The sequence below is a fragment of the Kitasatospora sp. NPDC059599 genome (assembly GCF_042735125.1).
Lineage (GTDB): Bacteria > Actinomycetota > Actinomycetes > Streptomycetales > Streptomycetaceae > Kitasatospora.
On sequence record NZ_JBHWCL010000093.1, the window covers coordinates 1 to 16954 of the forward strand.

Consider the following 16954-nt stretch of genomic DNA (forward strand, 5'->3'; position numbering starts at 1 on the left):
TGTCGCGCGTCTGTTCGCCAAACTCGAAGCCCGGGACCGCGTCCACCTGGCGATCATCGCCTTCGAAACCGGACTCGTGCCGCGTAGACGGTAGGACAGGATCAGAAGAACGATCGGGACCACGAGTCCGCCGCGTTCCAGCTGCGCCGGCACACCCACCTGGCCGCAGCGGGATTCGAGTCAAGGTTGTTCAGGAAGCCACGGACCCCACCTGCGCCTCCTCGGGCGGCGGCGCGAGGGACAGGTACTCCCCGAAGCTCTGCTCGCTGATCCGCTGCACCACGCGTTCGGCCACGACCAGCTCGACCCGCTCGACCCGCTCGACCCGCACCAAGGCGAGCTGCTTCACCAACTGCTCCTCCAGGAGATCCAGGTCAGCACGACGCACGGCGATCCGCTCCAGCATCACGGCATCCGTCATAGAACCTCGGCGTAGGAACAGCGCCGGACGCAACGGGCCGGAACCACGGCCGGTGCCCTGGCGAGACCGCCACGTGAACCTCCGCACCGGCCGCGAGGCCGGCACCGGAGCCGACGCCATGTCCCCAACGGCCACGAGACCTTCGTCTCGCCGGCCAGCCACGTACCGACCCAGCGACGCAGCCAGCCATCGGCCAGCCGAAGACGATCCAGCTCGGGCGCCATCACCCGCGTACGCCACCACCAGATCGTCCACACCGCACACGTCGGACCCGATCAAGGCCCCCAGCCGAAGAACCCACCCGTCCACAGCACCACGGACACACACGTCAGCGCCGCCAGAGACCACACATGACCACTACTCAACGTGACTCGGCCGGCCCCCGGACCACCGCTCGCAAACCACAGCTCACAGACCGCTCCGGGCACTCCTCCGACCACAGCGCCGAGCCGGCCCTCGCCCTGCTCGGCGGCCTCGGCTGGCCGATGGTCGACACCCCCGAGGGCACCGTGCACTGCACCAGCCCGGACGGGCGCGTCTACGTCGGCTGGCTGCCCGAGGACCCCGGCGCATGGAAGCGCAGCATCGTCTGGCGCATCCACCGCATCGACCTGCACGGCAACCTGACCGAGTGACGGCTGGCACCCGACCCCGTACGGCCGCAGAGACGACCACCTGCCGATGCTCGACCACCCGGTCCGCTGTCCTACCGCGCTGATCGCCTGCTGCTGCACCACCGCGATCGGCGCCGCCACCGCGACCAGCGCCGCTGTGACCGGCGCATACGCAGTGTGCGCTGTAGGGCTGTTCGCCCTCGGCAACGGACAGATCCGGGCGTCTACTGTCCGTCACCGATGACCCAGCCACCACAGCGCACCGCTGACGGCCGCCGCACCCGCCGCCGACGACGCGCCCCTCAGCGCACTGACGCCGGCCATCCGCAGGTACCGCCGCCACCGGACTCCAGCCGCCCTACGGCACTCCCTACGCCCACTACGGACGTGCCCCGCGCTAATCAAGTCCGTCGCCATCTCCTGCCCCTCCTGGGCACGTTGGCGCCACCGGCCGGTTGCTCCGGCCTCGTGCCCTCATCGAAGCAAGTGGCGTTCCGCCCGAACCGGGGGAACCTCGGGGGGTCTACGGCAGGCGGACACTACACCGGGCAGCAACCGACCGCCCGGTGTTCGCCACAGCCCGGCCGGAGCACACTCGGCGGCACTACGTTCGGCCCATGGCCAGAACCTCCCCCAGCCCCGCCGACCGACGCTTGATCGACCTCGCGGCGCAGCACGGCGCCGAGGTGTCGGCGCGTCATCTCGAACGCTGGCGTAGCCGTCCGAACCCGCTGCTCCCTGCTCACCACCGGCACTACCCCGGCCGCCCCTCGGGTGGCAGCTCCACAACGGCGACCGAGCAGCTGGTGGCGCTGGTGGTCTGGCTCGCCCAAACCGTCGCGGAACGGCAACGTCGACCTGGGCCTGGCCGCCGTGCCCGACCTGGTCGACGTGCAGAGCAGGGACGGCAACGTCGAGCTGGGCCTGCCGGAATCGAAGTACGCGGTCCGCACGGCCGCGAAGAAGGGCGACGTCACCGTGAACGTCGCGAAGGACGACGCGAGCGGCCATTCCGTGGCCGTCCGGACCCGCAACGGCAGCATCGCCATCGGCAAGGGCGGGAGGTCCTGGCCGCCGCGCAGCAACCAGGCCGGAAGCGTTCGATCGAGCGCGAAAGTCGAACAGGAAAGAACGAATGTCAAGCAACTCCCTCTCCGGAATCAAGACACCTCGGGTACGGCGGCGTACAGCCCTGGCGCTCGCCGCTTCGATGACGGCTGCCGTGGCGATGACGGCGTGCTCCCCCAACTCCACGGACAACTCAGCCTCTCCGGCGACGGGCAGTGACCAGTAGCCCGCGAAGGGCCGCCAGCACCATCCACGCACGTCGGATACACGAACGCGACCCACGAGGAGGGAGGCGGCATTCATCTGACTGCTCGTCGGATAGGTCGGCAAAAGGTCAGCACGGGTACGAGCAGACCCTGCTCAACATGCACAGACGCGAGACTCGATCACTCTCGGCGCCCCACTCGGGTGGGGCCTCCAGCCGGACGCCAATGAGTCCTATTGTGCCGGCCGTAGTCGACCGCCCGGCAGCTGTCGGAGAGCTCCCGGCGTGGAACATCACTCCGGCTCAGAGTGCCTTTCGACCCGCCGCCCAGATGAATCGGTGCTCACAACAGCAGGGGCGACCGGCCGGACCTTCCAGGCTTCCCTCGGCTCCTCCACATCTGTACGGTGCGCGCACCGGATGAGTCGATCTACTTGCGTGCCTCGATCAGGAAGCGCGCCGAGTGGGCCACGAACGGGCCTTCGGCGCGGATCCGGGCGTCCAGTTCGCGCAGCCGGTCCCGGTGGGCGTCGACGGTGAAGCCCGGGACCATCCAGATCACCTTGCGCAGGAAGTACACCACCGCGCCGATGTCGCGGAACTCCATCCTCAGCCGCTCGGACCGCAGGTCCACCACCTCCAGTCCGGCAGCCCGCGCCTCCTCGCTCTCGACCTCGGGCCGACGGCCCTCGCGCGCCTCCGGCTGCGGCCCGAGGAAGTACTCGACCAGCTCGAAGACGGACGCCGGACCCACGTGCTGGGCGAAGTAGCTGCCGCCGGGCCGCAGCACCCGGGCGATCTCCGCCCACCAGGCCCGCACCGGGTGCCGACTGCTGACCAGGTCGAAGGCCCCGTCGGCGAAGGGCAGCGGAGGCTCGTCCTGGTCCGCGACCACCAGCGCGCCCAGCGGGTGCAGCAGCCGGGTGGCCCGGGCGAGGTTCGGCGGCCAGGACTCGGTCGCCGCGAGGACGGCCGGGATCCGGCCCTGCGGCCCGGCGAGCCGCAGGGCCCCGGCCAGCACCTCGCCACCGCCGGTCTGGATGTCCAGGGCCGCCGACGCCTCACCCAGACGTCCGGACAACAGCCGCTGGTAGCCCCAGGACGGGCGTTCCTCGGTGGCCCGGCCGTCCAGCCAGGAGAAGTCCCAGCCGTCCACGGACACGGTCCCGGCCTCGGCAATCAGCTCTTCGAAGGTGCGCATGCCCGCATCATCCCGGTGGCGGTGCCGTCCGGCCACCGGATTCCTGACCGGGCGAGTGGCCGGCAAGGTCCGTGCGGCACGAGCCGAGCGGACGGCCGTCGGACTCCTGGCCGGGCCGACGGCCGTCAGGCTCCGCGCCGCGTCCGTAGCGCAGGACCAGCCCGACCCGTACCTCCAGACTCCCGGCGGCGATCAGCCCGGACACCGGCTCCGCGCCACCGCCGTCCGCCTCGAAGGCGACCAGCACACCCGGTGGTTCGCCGCACTGCCGCTCGACGAGCCGGCGTTCCTCGGGCGCGGGAGCACGGAACACCGGGTCCTGGAAGCCTGCCGGGCAGCGCACGTGGAGCGGATCGGCGAAGACCAGCTCCAGCCCGTGGTGGTAGGAGAGGTCGTACCCGGCGGCCAGGCGCAACTCGCCCGGGTGCCAGGAGAAGACGTCCCAGTCCCACCAGGAACCCTCGGGCAGCACCACCGGCTGCTCCACCGGGCCGGCCGACCGGTCCTGCCCGGCTTCCATCCGTTCCTCCTCCTCGGCCCGTCCCCGCCCGCCCCCGGGTGGTCCCGGCGCCCGGCGCCTGCGAAAACCGCTGCACCGCGCCGACGGCCCCGCGAGGATGGTGCCATGACCACATCCCCCGTCGCCCGCTTTTACGACGACTTCGCGGCCGGCTACCACCTCATCTACGCCGACTGGGACGCCTCCGTCATCCGTCAGGGCACCGCGTTGGACGCCCTGGTCCGCGACCGGCTCGGGGACCGCGCCGCCGAGGTCCTGGACTGCGCCTGCGGCATCGGTACCCAGGTGATCGGTCTCGCCGGCCGCGGGCACCGGGTCACCGGGACGGACCTCAGCCCGGTGGCCGCCGGCCGCGCCGCCGCGGAGGCCGTCCGGCGCGGGCTGGAACTCCCCACCGCCGCCGCCGACATGCGGCAGCTCCCCTTCCCCGACGGCAGCTTCGACGTCGTGGTCTGCGCGGACAACGCGCTGCCCCACCTGCTCACCCCGGCGGACGTCCTGGCCGCGCTCAGTGAGATGCGCCGCGTCCTGCGCCCCGGTGGTCTGCTGCTGCTCACCACCCGCCCGTACGACGAGCTGCGCCGCGGCCGGCCGTCCTCCACCGCGCCGCAGACCGCCGAGCGGGAGGGACAGCGGTCCGTCGTCTTCCAGCTCTGGCAGTGGCACGAGGACGGCGAGCGGTACGACTCGGAGCTGTTCCAGTTGCTGTCCGACCACGCCGGACAGTGGCGTGTCGACGTCCACCGGTCCACCTACTGGGCCCTCACCCAGGCGCAGTCGAGTGCCTTCGCCACGGCGGCGGGCTTCATCGGGGCGGAATGGAAGGCACCCGCCGACACCGGGTTCTTCCAGCCCGTCCTGATCGCCCGTACGCCCGAACGCCCGGATGCCTTGACGGCCTGACGGCCATGCGCCCTTGCGCCCTTACGCCCTGCTCGTACTCCGCCCCGACCTTCGGTCCCCAGCGTTGCCACTCACGCTCTCCGGCGCCATCACCTCCCTCGTGCCATCACCTCCCTCGTGCCGTCGCCTCCGTCACGCACCGATTCCTCCCCGCCGCCGCAGGGCAGCGACCTACCGACCACCTCCCAACGCCGCCACCGCCTCCGCGACCCGCGCCGCACCGTCCTCCTCAGCCATCGCGCGCGCCGCCGCCCGCGCCCGCGTGCGCAGGGACCGGTCCTCCACCGCCTGCCGAACGGCCTCCGCCAGCCGGGCAGCGGTGAGATCGGCGAAGCGGAGCGGAGCGGTGGCGGCACCGATCCGGGCGAGCCGGTCGGCCCAGAAGGGCTGGTCCGCCATCACCGGGACCGGAACGCTCGGGACTCCGGCCCGGAGCGCCGCGGCCGCCGTACCGGCTCCGGCATGGTGCACGACAGCCGCCAGGTGCGGGAAGAGGCGGGCGTGGGACACCTCGCCGATGCTCAGCACGTCACTCCCCTCTCCGACCGTCCCCGCCCAACCCGCCTGCAGCACACCCCGCAGTCCCGCCTGCCGCAGCGCCTCCACGGCAAGGGCACCGAGCCGCGCGCCCTGCCCCTCCGCCATGCTGCCGAACCCGATGAACACCGGCGGCGGCCCGGCCCGCAGGAAGTCCTCGACCTCGGCCGGGAGCCGGTAGTCCGCCGCGACGTACGGCCACCAGTTGCCGACCACCCGCAGTCCCTCCCGCCAGTCCTCCGGTCGTGGCACGAGGGCGCGACTGAATCCGTGCAACACCGGCCAGCCCGCCCGCTCCACCGCTCGCCGACGCGCGCCCTGGGAGACCGCCGGAAGGCCCAGCCGGGACCGCAGCCGGCGCGCGGCCGCGGTGTGCAGGCGGTCGACGACCTGCTGGCCGAGCGCCCCCGCGGCACGGTTGCCCCAGCTCCCCAGCGAGCGACCGCCCCCGACGACCGGCGGGAACTCCCGGGTCGGCAGGGTGGGTTGGAGGTAGACCCCGAGACACGGCAGGTCCATCGCCTCGGCGAGGTGCCAGCCCAAGGGCGCGGTGGTGACGCTCAGCAGCAGCACGTCGGCACCGGGCGCGGCGGCGTCGGCGAGCCCGTCACCGAGTCGGTCGATGAACTCGGCCGCCCGCGTGAGCAGTTCGGAGCGGCCGCCGCGCGAACCGGCGGGCGCGGAGGTCCCGCGAGGGTCGGCCGGGAGCGGCCGGAACTCCAGGCCACTGCCGGCCACCAGTTCGCGGAACGCCTCCGGCGCGGCGAGCGCGACGTGGTGCCCCTCGCCGCGCAGCCGCGCCCCGAGTCCGGTGTAGGGCGCGACGTCACCGTGGGAACCGGCGGTCATCAGGAGGATCCTCATCGGGTCGCCTCCCGGTCGCCCGTGCCGTGCCGCTCGGCGTTGCAGCCGATGGCGGTGCGGAGGTACCCGGCCAGCTCCGGGCGCTGCTCGGCTGCCGGTACGACGAGCGCGAAGGCACGGGCGTCCGCCTCGTAGTCGTCGGCGATCCGGCAGTGCATCTCGGGCGGGCAGGGCGTGAACCATCGGGTGATGTGCTGCCGGTGCTCCTCGGCGAGGTCCAGCACAGCCTCGTGGTCCGCCGGTAGACCCTCGTCGAAGGCCGCCAGCAGCCGGCCGCGCCAGGCGGCGGCCTCCGCCATCAACTGCCGCCAGTCCTCCTTCGAGTGGGCGGCGGCGCGGGCCAGGGCTTCCTGGTGGCTCTCCCGCTCGCCCCACTTGAGGTGGGCGTCGGCCGCGTAGCTGAGGTCGAAGACGACGTCGCCGAAGACCTCGAAGCGCTCCTCCGGGCCGAGTTCGAGCCCCGTGCGCTGGACCTCGATGGCCCGCTCGGCGACGTCGACGAGCTTCTGCAGCCGGGCGATCTGCTCGGTGAGGGCCTGCCGTCGGGCCAGCAGGTGGTCCAGGGCGTTGGCCTGCGGGTCGGCCAGGATCTCGGCGATCTCGTCGAGCGGGAACCCGAGCTCCCGGTAGAAGAGGATCTGCTGCAGCCTGGCGAGGTCCGCGCCGTTGTAGAGCCGGTAGCCGGCCGGACTGCGTTCGCTGGGCGACAGCAGCCCGGACCGGTCGTAGTGGTGCAGGGTCCGGATGGTGACCCCGGCGAATCCCGAGACCTGTCCCACCGACCAGCTCATGAGTCCCTCCCGTGTGTCCGTGTGTCCGTGCGTCCGGCCGTCCGCTGTGCTCACCGTGCGGCCTGACGTGGGGTGAGGGTCAACACGCGCAGCTCAGCGGCCTGCTCCGGGGACCGGGGACCGGGCCCGCTCAGGTCTCGCGCTGCGGGTGGTAGGCGCTCTCGGGTATGCCGAAGGTCCAGGCGACCCCGGCGCGGGCCGTGCGGGTGCTCGGAGGGACGCGCAGCCAGTAGGTGCGGTACGTGCCGTCCGGCTCGGGGGTGGAGTTGACCACCTCGACCATCACCACCGGCTCGTCGTCGGGCAGGACGATCCGCCAGAGCACACCGGTCTCGTCGCGGTGCAGGGGCTCGGCGCCGGAGTCCTCCAGGTAGCGGTCGTAGCCGTAGTGCTCCAGCAGGACGCGGCGCAGCTCGGCGTTCTCCTCGGTGCGGATCCGTTCGACGGTCACCTCGGCCAGCCCGGCCAGGAACTCCGGCGGGACGGGCATGCCGCGCCAGGCGTGCAGGGCGAAGCCGTCGGCGTACTCCAGGGCGGGCCCGTCCGCCCGGTCAAGGCGTCCGGCCTCGTCGCGGTGCAGCGCGGTGGGGCGCTCGCTGAGCAGGGCCACGTCCCGGTAGGGCCACCACCAGCCGGCCTCGCGGGCCAGTTCGGCGAGCGGCGCCACGGCGTCGGCGCCGGCCCCGGCGGCTTCCAGGGCGGCGAACCACGGCGCGTCGTGCTGACCCCGCACGGCGTCCAGCAGCGCGAGCCGGATCGTGGTGCGGCGGGAGCGGGCCTCGGCCGCGACGGCGACGTCGGCCTCGCGGTCGGCCTCGGGGGCGAGCCGGTCGAGCACGGCGTTGCGCACCCGGTCGGCGAGCGGCGTGGTGACCGGGCCGAGTTCGCCGCCGGTCAGCGCCCAGTGCGCCGCCCAACCGGTCGGGCCGACGTGCTCGACGGCCCGCCGCCGGGCCGTCTCCCAGGGCAGGGTGCGCACGGCCTCGCGCACGCTCTGCGCCCCGGCGGCCCGCAGCTCCAGCGCGGCTCCGGCCGCGGCGAGGGGCGAGTCGAACCAGCGGACCACCGCGGGCTCGGGCAGCCCGGCCGCCCGGTAGGCGGCCCGTACGGCACGTTCGGCCGCCGCCCGGTCGCCGGCCCCGGTGGCCGCGGCGGCGGCGCGCCAGCGGGCCGTCACCCCGGCGGTCCGGTCCGGCGTCCGCACGGCCGTCGGGTCGTTCTGGGTCACCGTCTCCATCGTCTGCTCCGTTCCCGGCCCGGGCTCCTCACCCGGCCGTCCGCTCTCGATCCGTTCCAGCGGCCCCCGCCCGCACCGTGCCACCGCTCCCCTGCCCGCCGGCTCCGGCGGAGCGGGCGTCAGTCCGCGACCATCCGCACCGCGCCGGGGACGTACTCGCGCTGACGGACCACCCGGTACCAGCCCTTCGGCAGCGGTATCGCCGCGTGTTCCTCGTGCACCACCCGCCCGCCCTCGGGCAGGTGGAGCCAGCCCGCGCCGAACGGCCCCGCCTCACGGCGCAGCTCACCCGGGCCGACCACGGCGTGCGCGTGCCCGGTGACCTCGCCCAGGGCGAGCACCATCCGGCCCCGCGCGTCCCGGGGCTGCACGGCCAGCTCCGCCGCCCGCGGCGGCACCGCCTCCTCCTCGACCGGCACGATCAGCACGTCACCCTGGCGGTACATCAGTCCTCCCTCGCCGTACGGCCGGGCCCGGCGGACGCCTGGGCCCACGGCTCCGCCGCGCCTCCCGCGGTCACTCTCCGGAGCCATGACCGGAACATAGGGCATGGGTCTGACAACGCGCCCCGGCTCCGACCCGGCCGCCGGTCTGTCGGTCCCTGCTGGTAGACAGTTGTTCGGCCCAGACCCCGGAGGAGCAGCGCATGACGGTCAACGAGCACATCGAGCGGTTCCACGGTCTGCCCGTCTTCGACTTCGTCGAGGCCATGGAGGAGGCCGCGGAGCGCGGCGGCGCCGACTCCCTCCGACTGCCCGACGCGGCTTCGGCCGCCTGGCGGATCAACCTCGACTACGAGTCGGAGGCGACGTTCGCGGAGCGCTGGCAGCAGTTCCTCGACACCGTCGACTCCGAGCGGGTCACCGCCGTCGTGATCGGCCAGTGGTCGCAGGAGGATCCGGACAGCTTCCGGGAGCCGATGGAGGCGGTGGTCGCCGGCGCCGACCGGCTGCCCGCCCTTCGCGCCCTCTTCGTCGGTGACATCACCTGTGAGCAGTGCGAGATCTCCTGGATCCAGCAGTGCGACATCACGCCGCTGCTGACGGCGTTCCCGGAGCTGGCCGAGCTGGTGGTGCGCGGTGCCTCGGAGGACTGGGACGGCAAGGGCGGTCTGGCGCTGCAGCCGCTGCGACACGAGGCGCTCAGGGCGCTGCGCTTCGAGTCCGGCGGCCTGCCGGGGTCGGTCGTGCGCTCGGTGGCCGGCTGCGACTTCCCCGCACTGGAGCGGCTGGAGTTCTGGCTCGGTGTCGACAACTACGGCGGCGACGCGACGATGGAGGACCTCACTCCGTTCCTGGACGGCACGCGCTTTCCGGCGCTGCGCCACCTCGGTCTGCAGAACAGCGCGTTCGAGGACGACATCGCGGCCGCCGTGGCGCACGCGCCCGTGGTCGCCCGGCTGGAGTCGCTCAGCCTCGCCATGGGGGTACTGACGGACCAGGGCGCCACCGCCCTGCTGGAGGGCCAGCCGCTCACCCACCTGCGCTCGCTCGACCTGCACCACCACTACCTGAGCGACGAGATGCAGCAGCACCTGCACCAGGCCCTGCCCGGGGTCGAGATCGACCTCTCCGAGCCCGGCAAGCCCGACGACCGGTGGCGCTACGTCGCCGTGGCCGAGTAGCCGCCGGCCCCGCTCCCGTCCGACCACCGACCACCGACCACCGACCACCGACCACCGACCACCGACCACCGACCACCGACCAGGATCCGACATGACCGTCTCCCACCACATCGAACGCTTCCATGAGCTGCCGATCCACGAGTTCACGCCCGAGGACACCCGACCGCAGCCCGCGGCCGGCGCCGTGGCCTGGCGGCTGTCCGTCGACTACGGCTCCGAGCAGGGCTTCGGTCAGCTCTGGCAGTCCTTCCTCCGGGCCGTCGACCCCGCCGGCGTCCGCGCCGTGGTGATCGGCCCCTGGTGGCAGGACGGCTACACCTCCGTGCACGCCGTGGTCGAGGCCGTCACGGCCGAAGCCGGGCGCCTGCCCGCCCTGGAGGCGCTCTTCCTCGGCGAGGTGACCTTCGACGAGTGCGAGATCTCCTGGCTGCAGATGGACGACGTCACCCCACTGCTGACCGCCTTCCCGGAGCTGCGGTCGCTGACCGTGCGCGGCGGCATGGACCTCGCCCTGGAGCCGGTGCGGCACGACCGGCTGACCTGCCTGCGCTTCGAGTCCGGCGGCCTGCCGGCCGCCGTGGTGCGCGCGGTGGCCGGGTCCGAGCTTCCCGCGCTGGAGCGTCTGGACCTCTGGCTCGGCGTGGACGAGTACGGCGGCGACGCCACGGTCGACGACCTCGCGCCCTTCCTGGAGGGCACCCGCCTGCCGGGGCTGCGCCACCTCGGACTCGCCAACAGCGAACTCCAGGACGAGATCGCCGCCGCCCTCGCGCACGCGCCCGTGGTCGCCCGGCTGGAGTCGCTCAGCCTCGCCATGGGGGTGCTGTCCGACGAGGGCGCCACCGCCCTGCTGGAGGGCCAGCCGCTCACCCACCTGCGCTCGCTCGACCTGCACCACCACTACCTGAGCGACGAGATGCAGCAGCACCTGCGCCAGGCCCTGCCCGGGGTCGAGATCGACCTCTCCGAACCCGAGGGCGACGACGCGGACGACGAGGACGACCGCTACGTCTCGGTCGCCGAGTAGGCGGTGGAACGACGATGACGCCGCAGCTGACCGTCCTCGGCAACCCGGGCCACCGGCGGGTGACGATGTTCGCCGCCGCCGCGCGGGCCGCCGGGCTGCCCGAACCCGCCGTCCTGCCCTGGCTGGACGTGCTGCGCGGCCGGTACCGGCTGCCCGAGGGCGCTCTGCTGCGCGTCGAGTCGCCCGGCGAGGAACCGGAGGTCGACCGGCTGCTGCGCGGCCCGGTGCTCGGTCCCGGCTACGCGCCGACCAGGGTCGAGGGCACCGCCGCCTGGTACACGGGGGTGACGGCCGCGCTGCGCGGGTTGGCGGCGCGGCCGGGCGTGCGGCTGCTGGGCGACCCGGAGGAGATCGCCGTGATGTTCGACAAGCGCCGGGCACACGCGCTGCTCGCCGCGGCCGGGGTCCCGGTTCCCAGGGCGCTCGGCGGTGAGGTCACCGGCTGGGAGCAGTTGCGCGGACGCCTCTCCGAGACCGGTCTGCACCGTGTCTTCGTCAAGCCCGTACACGGTTCCTCCGCCTCCGGGGTGACGGCCCTGGAGTTCGGGCCGCGCGGGCAGCTGCAGGCGACCACCTCGGTCGAACTGGCCGACGGCCAGTTGCACAACTCGCTGCGGGTGCGCCGCTACCGCAGTGAGCGGGAGGTCGCCGCCATCGTCGACCGGCTGGCGCCGGACGGGCTGCACGTCGAGCAGTGGATCCCGAAGGCCTCGCAGTCCGGCCGCTCGGCCGACCTGCGGGTCGTGGTGGTGGCGGGCCGGGCCACCCACGCGGTGGTGCGCACCAGCACCCAGCCGATGACCAACCTGCACCTCGGCGGTGCCCGGGGCAGTGTCGAGCAGGCCCGGGAGGTCGCCGGCTCCGCCTGGCCGGCGTTGCTGGAGACGGCCGAGCGCGCCGCGGCCTGCTTCCCCGACTCACCGATGGTCGGCGTCGACGTCCTGCCCACCACCGGTTGGCGGCGTGCCCTGGTCGGCGAGGTGAACGCCTTCGGCGACCTGCTCCCCGGACTCACCGGCCTGCCGGGCGGCCCCGCCGAGGGCCTCGACACCTACGGCGCCCAGCTCGCCGCCCTCTCCACGCCCGCCCGATCGCCGCACAGGGCGACGGACCACCAGATCACGGAACCCGCTCGATGAACCACCGAACCACCACCCCCGCACCCGCACCCGCACCCGCACCCGCACCCGCACCCGACATGAACGCGATCGTGGGTACCCACGACCTGCTGCTCGTCACCCTCGACACGCTCCGCTTCGACGTCGCCGAGGAGTTGGCGGCCGCCGGCCGGATCCCGAACCTCGCAGCCCTGCTCCCGGACGGCCGGTGGGAGCGCCGGCATGCGCCCGGCAGCTTCACCTACGCCTCCCACCAGGCGATCCTCGCCGGCTTCCTGCCGACCCCGGCCTCCCCCGGCGGTCCGCACCCGCGCCTGTTCGCCGCCCGCTTCGCCGGCTCCGAGAGCACCGCCCCGCGCACCTGGGTCTTCGACGCCCCGGACCTGCCGACCGCCCTGGGTGCCGCCGGGTACCGCACGGTGTGCATCGGCGGCGTCGGGTTCTTCAACAAGCAGGGCCCACTGGGCTCGGTGCTGCCCGGCCTGTTCCAGGAGAGCCACTGGTCGGCCGGGATGGGCGTGGCGTCCCCGACCTCCTTCGAGGAGCAGGTCGCCCGGGCCGAACGGGTCGCCGCCGAACAGCCCGCCGAGCAGCCGCTGTTCGTCTTCCTGAACGTCTCGGCGCTGCACCAGCCCAACTGGTTCCACCTGCCCGGCGCGACCCGCGAGCACGGCGACTCCCGGGCCAGCCACGCCGCCGCCCTGGAGTACGTGGACGCCCACATCGGCCGGCTGTTCGCGGCGATGAGCGCCCGCCGCCCCTGCTTCGCGATCGTCTGCTCCGACCACGGCACCGCGTACGGCGAGGACGGCTACACCGGTCACCGGATCGGCCACGAGGTCGTCTGGACGGTCCCGTACGCCCACTTCACCCTCCCCGCCGGGGCGGCGGATACGGCCGCCCCCACCATCCCAGCCCCCGCCCCCGACACCGCCACCACCGAGGAGCGCGCATGACGACCGCACCCCCGCGCCCCGACTCCCCGTACCAGTCGTACGTCTACGCCTACCCGCACAAGACGGCGTACCGGCCGCTGCCCGACCGCCCGCCGCTGCGCGAGCTGTGGGCCGGGGAGCCCCAGCACGCGCTCTCGCTCTACCTGCACGTCCCGTTCTGCGAGGTGCGCTGCGGCTTCTGCAACCTGTTCACCCGGATCGGCAGCCCCGCGGGCCTGACCACGGCCTACCTGGACGCCCTGGAGCGCCAGGCCGGGGCCGTCCGCGAGGCCCTGGACGCCGGTGCCCGGTTCGCGCTGGCCGCCTTCGGCGGCGGCACGCCCACCTACCTGACGGCCGGCGAACTGGAACGGCTGTGCGACATCGCCGAGCGACGGATGGGCGCCGACCTGCGGGCGGTGCCGCTCTCGGTGGAGGCCTCGCCCGCCACCTCCACCGCCGACCGGCTGGAGGTGCTGGCCGCCCGGGGCACCACCCGGCTGAGCCTGGGCGTGCAGTCCTTCGACGACACCGAGGCCCGCTCGGCCGTCCGACCGCAGAAGCGGGCCGAGGTGGAGGCCGCCCTCGGCCGGATCCGCGCCGCCGGGTTCCCGGTGCTCAACATCGACCTCATCTACGGCATCGACGGCCAGACGGAGGCGAGCTGGCTCCGCTCCCTCGACGCCGCCCTCGCCTGGCAGCCCGAGGAGTTGTACCTCTACCCGCTGTACGTCCGCCCGCTGACCGGCCTCGCCCGGCGCGGCGAGCAGGAGGGCCCGGCCGCCTGGGACACCCGCCGGCTCGCGCTCTACCGCTCCGGCCGCGACCACCTGCTCGCCCACGGCTACCAGCAGGTGTCGATGCGGATGTTCCGCCGCGCCGCATCCCCGCAGGCCGGGGCGAGCGAGTACGCCTGCCAGACCGACGGCATGGTCGGCCTGGGCTGCGGCGCCCGCTCCTACACCTCGCGGCTGCACTACTCCTTCGACTACGCGGTGAACGCCACCGAGGTGCGCGGCATCATCGACGACTACGTCGGCACCACGGACTTCCACCGGGCCGAGGTGGGCCACTGGATGCGGGACGACGAGCCGCGCCGGCGCCACCTCGTGCAGTCCCTGCTGCAGGCCGAGGGCATGCCGCTGGCCGACTACCGCGCCCGGTTCGGCCGTTCGCCCGCCGAGGACTTCCCGGCCGAGCTCGCCGACCTCGCCGAGCGAGGCTGGCTCGCGACGGACGACCCGGAGCACCTGCGGCTCTCCCCGGAGGGGCTGGCGCACTCGGACGCGGCCGGCCCGATGCTGTTCTCGCCCGGGGTGCGGGCCCTGATGACGGCGTACGAGGCGAAATGACCTTCCTCGGCCTGCCGGGCGTCGCACCCCGCACCGCGCCCGCCCCCGGCACCGCGACATCCCCCGCGGCCGGGGCCGTCGACGAGGACGGCGCACGGGACCTCACCCTGCTCTACCGCGGTCCGCTGGCGTCCTGCGACTACGACTGCCCCTACTGCCCGTTCGCCAAGCGCCGCGACACCCCGGAGCAACTGCGCGCCGACCGGGCCGCGTTGGCCCGCTTCACCGGCTGGGCCGCCGGGCGCGCCGGCACCGGTGACACGCTGTCGCTGCTGTTCACCCCCTGGGGCGAGGGCCTGGTCCGCTCCTGGTACCGCCGCGCACTGGTCGAACTGAGCCGCCTGCCGCACGTCCGCCGGGTCGCGATCCAGACCAACCTCAGCTGCCGCACCGGCTGGATCGCCGGGGCGGACCTCGACGTGCTGGCCCTCTGGGTCACCTACCACCCGGGTCAGGTCACCCGCGAGCGCTTCCTCGCCAAGTGCCGCGAACTGGACGCGCTCGGGGTCCGCTACAGCGTCGGCGTGGTCGGCCGGCCCGAGCACCTCGACGAGGCCCGCCGCCTGCGCGCCGACCTGGCCGAGGACGTCTACCTGTGGGTCAACGCCGCCGAGGGGCTGGACTACACCGACGCCGAGGCCGCCCGCTGGACCGACCTCGACCCGCATTTCGGCTACAGCCGGCACGCCCACCCCAGCGCCGGACTGCCCTGCCGCACCGGCGAGTCCGTGCTGTCGGTGGACGGCGGGGGCACCGTTCGCCGCTGCCACTTCGTCCGGGACGTCCTCGGCAACCTCTACGACGGCAGCTACCGCGCCCGGCTGGGGCCGCGACCTTGCCCGTTGCCGGTCTGCGACTGCCACATCGGCTACGTCCACCTGGAGACCCTGCCGCTGTATCCGCTGTTCGGCGCGGGGGTCCTGGAGCGCATCCCGGCCGACTGGCCGCCGGGCCGTGACGGATCACCGGCGACGAAGCGGCGGTGACGGGTCCCCCCGTGAAAAATCGCCGGTGACGAAGCCACCGATAAATCGGTTGCGAACCGACCACGTTGCGTGAAAGTGTACGAACGACCGTACCGGACCAGCAGGTTCAGGAAGGAGGCCCGCCATGATCAGCGGTATACGACCGGCAGCTGCGCCGGGCCTCGCGCTCGGTGACACCCCGGCCCGCGCTTCGACACGCAAGCCGCACCCGGCCTGACGCCTGCACCCGCCGCCACCGGGTCGGCGCCGCCCGGCGCACCAGCTGCCGCGCCTCCTCCTCGAAGTGTCCTTCGTGCCCCCTGGCACGTTCGACACGAGGAGCCAGCCAGCCCGCCCCGGTGTCCGACACCCACCGGCCCACCAACGTCGCCCTGCCCACCCTCTCCGTCCTGCTCTTCTCCGAACCGTCCGCGAGCCGGCACAGCGAGAACGACGCGTCTCCACCGCGCCGCCCGTTCGCCGCCGATGACTCCCTACGCGCCGAGGCCGCCCACCGGCTCGCCTGCGAGGGCACCGCCCTGCTTCGGCAGGGCGCCTGCCCCGGCGCGCTCCGACTCCTGTACGCCATGCGCCGCCGCGCCGAGCGGCACCGACCCCGATTCGCCTCCGATTCCACATCCGACGCCCCGGCCGAGGCCTTCCTCGCGGCCGGACCGACCGCTCCTTGACAACAGAATCGTGTCCCTGCACGAACTCCTCGGGGCGGCGAACTCCTCGGAGTGATCGGCGCCCACCGGTGCCGCACCCGGGGCATCGAGGTCCCGGGGCGTCGAGGTCCCCGCACCCGGCGCCCGCATCCACCCGCACGACGGGCCCTCCCGCCGGCCGCGGCAAGCACGTCCGCCTCGTCGCCAGGGCGCCGCTGCCACCGGCCGCCCTCGACCACCCCACCGCCCGGGACCCGGGCACCGGCACCGGGGGTGCTCGCCGCCGTCCTCGCCTGGCGCGTGGCCGGGCCCTGGTCACCGACGCCAAACCGGCGGGCGCTCGGCCGCGCGCACGCGTGACTCCAGGCGACCGCGCGCGCACGCCCCGAAGCGAGCCCTCGCTCACCGGGCGGCCCGGCCCCCGCGTCCCTAGCCTGGTAACAGGGAGGAGGCAAAACACCATGCTTGGAGACGCACCACTGCAAGCAGTCATCCCCGCCGCCGATCTCGCACGCGCCAAGTCCTTCTACACCGACACCCTCGGCCTCAAGCTCACCGATGAGAACGAGGAGGAGTTCGTCTGCGACTGCGGCGGCACCCAGTTCAGCGTCTACCGCACACCGAGCGGCGGACAGGCCGCCCACACGCTCGCCAGCTTCAAGGTCGCCGACCTCGACGGCGAGATGGCCGGTCTCCGCGACCGCGGCATCACCTTCGAGGAGTACGACTTCCCCGGTCTGAAGACCGTCAACGGCATCGCCGAGGGCGAGGGCATGCGCGCTGCCTGGTTCAAGGACAGCGAGGGCAACATCATCTGCGTGTCCCAGCGCGTCGGCCCGTAGGCCGTCCCCATCACCCACCCAGCCGGTGGACGGTTCCCCCGGGCCCGCCCACCGGCCCGTCA

18 protein-coding genes are annotated in these 16954 nt (G+C 73.6%); 11 read left to right on the forward strand and 7 right to left on the reverse strand.

Annotation, left to right across the window (positions count from 1 at the left end):
- Positions 1-190: 190 nt before the first annotated feature.
- A complete protein-coding gene (locus ACFV04_RS27825; RefSeq protein ID WP_380533302.1) occupies positions 191-421 on the reverse strand; it encodes a hypothetical protein in 231 nt (76 codons plus the stop codon).
- Between the two features lie 350 nt (positions 422-771).
- On the opposite strand from ACFV04_RS27825, the gene ACFV04_RS27830 reads away from it, so the two are divergent.
- Together ACFV04_RS27830 and ACFV04_RS27835 are read left to right on the forward strand one after the other, a co-directional pair.
- Positions 772-1056: a hypothetical protein gene (locus tag ACFV04_RS27830; RefSeq protein ID WP_380533304.1), complete on the forward strand. Its 285-nt coding sequence runs from the start codon at positions 772-774 to the stop codon at positions 1054-1056.
- 852 nt (positions 1057-1908) lie between these two features.
- Positions 1909-2322, forward strand: coding sequence for a hypothetical protein (locus ACFV04_RS27835; RefSeq protein WP_380533306.1), 414 nt, complete (start codon positions 1909-1911; stop codon positions 2320-2322).
- 416 nt (positions 2323-2738) lie between these two features.
- On the opposite strand, the gene ACFV04_RS27840 is transcribed toward ACFV04_RS27835, so the two are convergent.
- The gene (locus ACFV04_RS27840; protein WP_380339647.1) at positions 2739-3509 is read right to left on the reverse strand and encodes a class I SAM-dependent methyltransferase; all 771 of its coding nucleotides are present in this window, start codon (positions 3507-3509) and stop codon (positions 2739-2741) included.
- A 7-nt stretch (positions 3510-3516) separates the two neighbouring features.
- Complete coding sequence (locus ACFV04_RS27845) at positions 3517-4029, reverse strand: hypothetical protein (protein ID WP_380533308.1); 513 nt, start codon at positions 4027-4029, stop codon at positions 3517-3519.
- Positions 4030-4134: 105 nt separating this feature from the next.
- Between ACFV04_RS27845 and ACFV04_RS27850 the strand changes: the two genes are divergently transcribed.
- Entirely contained in the window at positions 4135-4932 is a 798-nt protein-coding gene (locus ACFV04_RS27850; protein ID WP_380533310.1) for a class I SAM-dependent methyltransferase, read from the forward strand.
- Positions 4933-5103: 171 nt separating this feature from the next.
- Here ACFV04_RS27850 and ACFV04_RS27855 read toward each other — a convergent pair whose 3' ends face one another.
- The 4 genes from ACFV04_RS27855 to ACFV04_RS27870 form a co-directional block, all read right to left on the reverse strand.
- Positions 5104-6333, reverse strand: coding sequence for a glycosyltransferase (locus ACFV04_RS27855; RefSeq protein WP_380533312.1), 1230 nt, complete (start codon positions 6331-6333; stop codon positions 5104-5106).
- Positions 6330-7124, reverse strand: coding sequence for a MerR family transcriptional regulator (locus tag ACFV04_RS27860; RefSeq protein WP_380339636.1), 795 nt, complete (start codon positions 7122-7124; stop codon positions 6330-6332). The genes ACFV04_RS27855 and ACFV04_RS27860 overlap by 4 nt, the downstream gene beginning before the upstream one ends.
- 130 nt (positions 7125-7254) lie before the next feature.
- Complete coding sequence (locus ACFV04_RS27865) at positions 7255-8361, reverse strand: DUF6745 domain-containing protein (protein WP_380533314.1); 1107 nt, start codon at positions 8359-8361, stop codon at positions 7255-7257.
- A 119-nt stretch (positions 8362-8480) separates the two neighbouring features.
- Positions 8481-8807, reverse strand: coding sequence for a hypothetical protein (locus ACFV04_RS27870; protein ID WP_380339630.1), 327 nt, complete (start codon positions 8805-8807; stop codon positions 8481-8483).
- 200 nt (positions 8808-9007) lie between these two features.
- Between ACFV04_RS27870 and ACFV04_RS27875 the strand changes: the two genes are divergently transcribed.
- The 8 genes from ACFV04_RS27875 (at position 9008) to ACFV04_RS27910 (ending at position 16892) form a co-directional block, all read left to right on the forward strand.
- A complete protein-coding gene (locus ACFV04_RS27875; RefSeq protein WP_380533316.1) occupies positions 9008-9985 on the forward strand; it encodes an STM4015 family protein in 978 nt (325 codons plus the stop codon).
- Between the two features lie 91 nt (positions 9986-10076).
- Positions 10077-11012: an STM4015 family protein gene (locus ACFV04_RS27880; protein WP_380339624.1), complete on the forward strand. Its 936-nt coding sequence runs from the start codon at positions 10077-10079 to the stop codon at positions 11010-11012.
- A gap of 14 nt (positions 11013-11026) precedes the next feature.
- Positions 11027-12151, forward strand: a complete 1125-nt coding sequence (locus ACFV04_RS27885) for an STM4014 family protein (RefSeq protein ID WP_380533318.1) — start codon at positions 11027-11029, stop codon at positions 12149-12151.
- A gap of 59 nt (positions 12152-12210) precedes the next feature.
- Positions 12211-13086 (forward strand): STM4013/SEN3800 family hydrolase, encoded by an 876-nt coding sequence (locus ACFV04_RS27890; RefSeq protein ID WP_380533343.1) that lies wholly within the window; start codon positions 12211-12213, stop codon positions 13084-13086.
- The gene (locus ACFV04_RS27895) at positions 13083-14417 is read left to right on the forward strand and encodes an STM4012 family radical SAM protein (protein WP_380533320.1); all 1335 of its coding nucleotides are present in this window, start codon (positions 13083-13085) and stop codon (positions 14415-14417) included. Before ACFV04_RS27890 ends, ACFV04_RS27895 begins: the two co-directional genes overlap by 4 nt.
- Complete coding sequence (locus ACFV04_RS27900; protein ID WP_380533322.1) at positions 14414-15403, forward strand: STM4011 family radical SAM protein; 990 nt, start codon at positions 14414-14416, stop codon at positions 15401-15403. Before ACFV04_RS27895 ends, ACFV04_RS27900 begins: the two co-directional genes overlap by 4 nt.
- A gap of 338 nt (positions 15404-15741) precedes the next feature.
- Positions 15742-16071: a hypothetical protein gene (locus ACFV04_RS27905; protein ID WP_380339612.1), complete on the forward strand. Its 330-nt coding sequence runs from the start codon at positions 15742-15744 to the stop codon at positions 16069-16071.
- 440 nt (positions 16072-16511) lie between these two features.
- Positions 16512-16892, forward strand: a complete 381-nt coding sequence (locus ACFV04_RS27910) for a VOC family protein (protein ID WP_380339609.1) — start codon at positions 16512-16514, stop codon at positions 16890-16892.
- Positions 16893-16954: the final 62 nt, after the last annotated feature.

Excerpts from the sequence above, each read along its gene's own strand:
- ACFV04_RS27825 (WP_380533302.1), bottom strand. The coding sequence starts at position 421 with ATGACGGATGCCGTGATGCTGGAGCGGATCGCCGTGCGTCGTGCTGAC.
- ACFV04_RS27830 (WP_380533304.1), top strand. The coding sequence starts at position 772 with ATGACCACTACTCAACGTGACTCGGCCGGCCCCCGGACCACCGCTCGC.
- ACFV04_RS27840 (WP_380339647.1), bottom strand. The coding sequence starts at position 3,509 with ATGCGCACCTTCGAAGAGCTGATTGCCGAGGCCGGGACCGTGTCCGTG.
- ACFV04_RS27845 (WP_380533308.1), bottom strand. The coding sequence starts at position 4,029 with ATGGAAGCCGGGCAGGACCGGTCGGCCGGCCCGGTGGAGCAGCCGGTG.
- ACFV04_RS27850 (WP_380533310.1), top strand. The coding sequence starts at position 4,135 with ATGACCACATCCCCCGTCGCCCGCTTTTACGACGACTTCGCGGCCGGC.
- ACFV04_RS27855 (WP_380533312.1), bottom strand. The coding sequence starts at position 6,333 with ATGAGGATCCTCCTGATGACCGCCGGTTCCCACGGTGACGTCGCGCCC.
- ACFV04_RS27860 (WP_380339636.1), bottom strand. The coding sequence starts at position 7,124 with ATGAGCTGGTCGGTGGGACAGGTCTCGGGATTCGCCGGGGTCACCATC.
- ACFV04_RS27865 (WP_380533314.1), bottom strand. The coding sequence starts at position 8,361 with ATGGAGACGGTGACCCAGAACGACCCGACGGCCGTGCGGACGCCGGAC.
- ACFV04_RS27870 (WP_380339630.1), bottom strand. The coding sequence starts at position 8,807 with ATGTACCGCCAGGGTGACGTGCTGATCGTGCCGGTCGAGGAGGAGGCG.
- ACFV04_RS27875 (WP_380533316.1), top strand. The coding sequence starts at position 9,008 with ATGACGGTCAACGAGCACATCGAGCGGTTCCACGGTCTGCCCGTCTTC.
- ACFV04_RS27880 (WP_380339624.1), top strand. The coding sequence starts at position 10,077 with ATGACCGTCTCCCACCACATCGAACGCTTCCATGAGCTGCCGATCCAC.
- ACFV04_RS27885 (WP_380533318.1), top strand. The coding sequence starts at position 11,027 with ATGACGCCGCAGCTGACCGTCCTCGGCAACCCGGGCCACCGGCGGGTG.
- ACFV04_RS27890 (WP_380533343.1), top strand. The coding sequence starts at position 12,211 with ATGAACGCGATCGTGGGTACCCACGACCTGCTGCTCGTCACCCTCGAC.
- ACFV04_RS27895 (WP_380533320.1), top strand. The coding sequence starts at position 13,083 with ATGACGACCGCACCCCCGCGCCCCGACTCCCCGTACCAGTCGTACGTC.
- ACFV04_RS27900 (WP_380533322.1), top strand. The coding sequence starts at position 14,414 with ATGACCTTCCTCGGCCTGCCGGGCGTCGCACCCCGCACCGCGCCCGCC.
- ACFV04_RS27910 (WP_380339609.1), top strand. The coding sequence starts at position 16,512 with ATGCTTGGAGACGCACCACTGCAAGCAGTCATCCCCGCCGCCGATCTC.